We start from the raw sequence: 3,281 nt of genomic DNA, 5'->3' as shown, positions 1-3,281 counted from the left end.
CACCTGATGGCGTCTCCGCTCCCTGGGGACCTCACCCCGATCGACGCGACCGAGTGCGTCGAGCTGCTCGGTCGAGCCCCCTACGTCCGCATCGGGTTCGTGCAGGACGGCGCGCCGATGGTGCTACCGATCAACATCCTCGTGCACGACGACGCGATCTACCTGCGCACGGCGATGGGCTCGAAGCTCGGATCAGCGGCAGCCGGCGGACAGGTCGCGATCGAAGCCGACCACGGGGACGAGGACGCGCGGATCGGTTGGAGCGTGCTCGCCCAGGGGACGGCCTCGATCGTCACCGACCCCGCGCTCGAGGAGACGCTGTTCGCACAGCGGTTCGAGCCGTGGGCGCTACCCGACACCACGACCTTCTGGGTTCGGGTCGAGGTGGCGTCGATCGCCGGTCGCAGGATCGTGCACGCCTGATCGTCCGATGAGGTCCGTGCGACGCGTGGGCTACGAGCCGGTCTCGAGGTGGTGGATCTCGGATGCGGCCGCACGAGCCACGTCATCTCGGTCGAGACCGAGCGCGACGAAGGCCCTGGCCAGCGGTCCCTTCTCGCGTTCTGCACCCACCAGCAGGAGCCACGCGCTCGTGAGCGGGTCGCCGGCCTCCCGATGGCGGCGGGTCGCCTCCTGGAACAGCTCCTGCGCCGAACCGGTCGACCGGTAGACGCCTGCGGGTTCGGCAGGCTCCGGGAGGTCGCCACCGTCGACGTCGCCGGCGACGTCGGTCGCCCGGAGCGCGTCGGCGTGCTGCATCGCGAGGGCGGCCCGCAGCTCGTCCGGATCGCATCCGACGCTCGCGAGCGCACGCCGTGCCGCGCCGTCGGGGAGCGCGAGTGCCGCCAGGACGAGGTCCTCCGCGGCCGGCTCGCTCCTTCCATCTCGCTGCGCCTCCACCTCAGCGGCGGGCAGGAGGCGCGCGATGGTGCGGAGCGCTTCGGCACGCTGCTTGATGGCTCGCATCATCGATCGCCTCCCGTCGGTCGACGCACCCGTCGGGCGTGCCGCTTGTGCGCTGCCTGGCGGGTCACCCCGAGGGCCGCGGCGATCTCCGCCCACGTCCAGCCGCGCTCGACCGCGTGCTGCACCGCAGCGAACTCGAGCCGTTCAGCGAGCCGTCGGAGCGCGACGACCGCAGCGAGCGCCGTTTGCGGGTCGCTCGGATCCGGCACGGTGATCGTCTCGCCGAGCGGTGCGCTGATCCCATCCATGCGTCAACTGTAGTTGACGGCACCTCGACGTCAACCGAAGTTGACCAAGCCGTGCGGCCTGCGCGGCCAGCGGTAGCGTCCCGAGCCACGCGGGCGTGGCGGAACTGGCAGACGCGCTGGGTTTAGGTCCCGTTGACGGGGGTATCGGCCCGTCCCGCCGGATGCCCAGAATACCCGTCTGACCAGGTGAAATGCGGATGTTCCGTCCCGCTCGGTGACAGCCGATCACGCACCGTTCCGCGCCGGACGTGTCCAAAAGATGGCCGCGAGCCGTGCGCTGGGTCGACGACGCTCGTGACGCTTGACAGCACGAATGTCAAAGATAGTTTGACATCCATGCCGACCAGCCTGGACGCCCTGTACCTCTTCGCCGAACGGCGCGCGGGCTACGTCACCACGGCGCAGGCGGCCGAGGTCGGGCTCTCGCGCCAGCAGCTGTCCTACCTTGCGCGCACCGGCTCGCTCGAGCGTGTCGCCCAGGGCATCTACCGGCTCCGACGCTTCCCCGCACAACGCTTCGAGGACGTGATCGTCGCGTGCCTGTGGGCTGGAGAGGACACCGTCGCCAGTCACGACACCGCCCTCGCCGTCTACGAACTGACCGACGCGATGCCCACCACGATCCACGTCTCCGTGCCACGCCCCTTCCGCGGTCGCCGCCCGGGGGTCACGGTCCACACCGCGCCCCTCGGCGACGGTGAACGCACCGAACGCGCCGGTGTGCCCGTGACCACGGTCGAGCGCACGATCGCCGACGTCCTCGTGCACTCCGGGGCGGAGCTCGCCAGACCGGCGGCCGAGCAGGCGCTCGAACGGGGACTGGTGACCCGACGGCGGCTACGCGCCGCCCTCGCGGACCACGGCGATCCTGGCAGGACCCTTCTCGATCTCACCGCGGCTCCCTCGTGACCAACGACCCACCTCGCTACGGCAGTCCAGCAGCGCTCCGTACCGCGCTCGAGGAGCACCTCCGTCAGCGGGCGAACAGCACCGGCACGCCGCTGGACCGGCTCCGCAAGGAGGTCGCGCATCAGCGACTGCTGGCCCGGCTCGTCGGCGTCGCACCAGCCGACTCGTGGGCGCTGAAGGGTGGGCAGGCCTTGCTGGCACGGCTGGGCACGCAGGCTCGAGCCACCAAGGACGCCGATGCCACTTGGCGAGCTTCGCTCGACCACTTCGACGACGTCCTGGAGGCTGCCGTCGATTCCGACCTCGGCGACGGCTTCAGCTTCGAGGTCGCCGCCCCCCCGACGGATGACCGCCGAGACCGACGAGGGAGGACTGCGCTACCCGGTCCTCGCGCTGCTCGACGGCCGGGAGTTCGAGCGGATCCAGCTCGACGTCAACGCCGTCCCCGACGACCAACGTCCCCTGGACAGCGTCGAACTGCGCGACCTCCTCGACTTCGCAGGCATCGCACCTCCGCACGTTCCGGTGATCCCCGTTGCTCAGCACCTCGCCGAGAAGCTCCACGCGTACACCCGCGACTACGGCAGCCAGTCGAACAGTCGCCCGCGCGACCTGTACGACATGCTCGTCATCGCCCGATCACTTCCTGTCCCCGTGAACACTGAGCTTCGGGCAGCCTGCAGGGAGACGTTCGCACTACGACACACCGTCTGGCCACCGGCGCTCCCAGCCCCGCCGACCAGTTGGGTCGCCACATGGGACTCCTACGTCAGCGGCCACGACATCCCATGGAGCGATCTCGATGCGGCGAGCGAAGCACTCGCATCGTTCTGGCGGCCCCTGCTCATCGAGGACGGCGAAGCGGACGACGCGGTCTGGGATCCTGGAACCTGGGCATGGTCGGCGGCCGGGTAGGAAGTCAACCCAGGACTGGCGGGCGACGGATCGCACCGGTGCCCGCACCGGAGGCTCCGGTCAGCTCGAATCGCGAAGACCGGCAACCGTTTGTCGTTCGCCGCCTTGAACGACCGCCATCGATCAGGCGTCGGTGCCACCCCGGTAGATCGTCACTACGGTGCTGACGTTGGTGTTCGCCAGGTAGCACCAACGGGCGTTGCCTACTGGCTCGGCCCGCCCAGTCCTCGGCTCGCGGGGTCC

General features: G+C 70.0%; 4 protein-coding genes and 1 pseudogene. 3 read left to right on the top strand and 2 right to left on the bottom strand.

Annotation, left to right across the window (positions count from 1 at the left end):
• A partial coding sequence (locus WEB03_RS16085) for a pyridoxamine 5'-phosphate oxidase family protein (protein WP_368071938.1) occupies window positions 1-423 on the top strand: 423 nt, incomplete at its 5' end.
• Between the two features lie 30 nt (window positions 424-453).
• Here the strand turns inward: WEB03_RS16085 and WEB03_RS16080 are convergent.
• Together WEB03_RS16080 and WEB03_RS16075 are read right to left on the bottom strand one after the other, a co-directional pair.
• Window positions 454-969, bottom strand: a complete 516-nt coding sequence (locus WEB03_RS16080; protein ID WP_368071937.1) for a Clp protease N-terminal domain-containing protein — start codon at window positions 967-969, stop codon at window positions 454-456.
• The gene (locus WEB03_RS16075) at window positions 966-1,214 is read right to left on the bottom strand and encodes a helix-turn-helix domain-containing protein (RefSeq protein ID WP_368071936.1); all 249 of its coding nucleotides are present in this window, start codon (window positions 1,212-1,214) and stop codon (window positions 966-968) included. Before WEB03_RS16075 ends, WEB03_RS16080 begins: the two co-directional genes overlap by 4 nt.
• A 336-nt stretch (window positions 1,215-1,550) precedes the next feature.
• Here WEB03_RS16075 and WEB03_RS16070 point away from each other — a divergent pair, with 336 nt between their 5' ends.
• Both WEB03_RS16070 and WEB03_RS16065 read left to right on the top strand, forming a co-directional pair.
• Complete coding sequence (locus tag WEB03_RS16070) at window positions 1,551-2,123, top strand: type IV toxin-antitoxin system AbiEi family antitoxin domain-containing protein (RefSeq protein WP_368071935.1); 573 nt, start codon at window positions 1,551-1,553, stop codon at window positions 2,121-2,123.
• A pseudogene (locus tag WEB03_RS16065) lies at window positions 2,120-3,038 on the top strand (nucleotidyl transferase AbiEii/AbiGii toxin family protein). Before WEB03_RS16070 ends, WEB03_RS16065 begins: the two are co-directional and overlap by 4 nt.
• The last annotated feature ends 243 nt before the right edge of the window (window positions 3,039-3,281 follow it).

This window comes from Nitriliruptor sp. (genome assembly GCF_040882075.1).
GTDB lineage: Bacteria > Actinomycetota > Nitriliruptoria > Nitriliruptorales > Nitriliruptoraceae > Nitriliruptor.
Note: the sequence above shows the minus strand (reverse complement) of the source record. Positions and strands in the feature narration are given on the sequence as shown.

What these genes read in the sequence shown, in the direction of transcription:
- WEB03_RS16070 (WP_368071935.1), top strand. Translation starts at nt 1,551, where the DNA reads ATGCCGACCAGCCTGGACGCCCTGTACCTCTTCGCCGAACGGCGCGCG.
- WEB03_RS16075 (WP_368071936.1), bottom strand. Translation starts at nt 1,214, where the DNA reads ATGGATGGGATCAGCGCACCGCTCGGCGAGACGATCACCGTGCCGGAT.
- WEB03_RS16080 (WP_368071937.1), bottom strand. Translation starts at nt 969, where the DNA reads ATGATGCGAGCCATCAAGCAGCGTGCCGAAGCGCTCCGCACCATCGCG.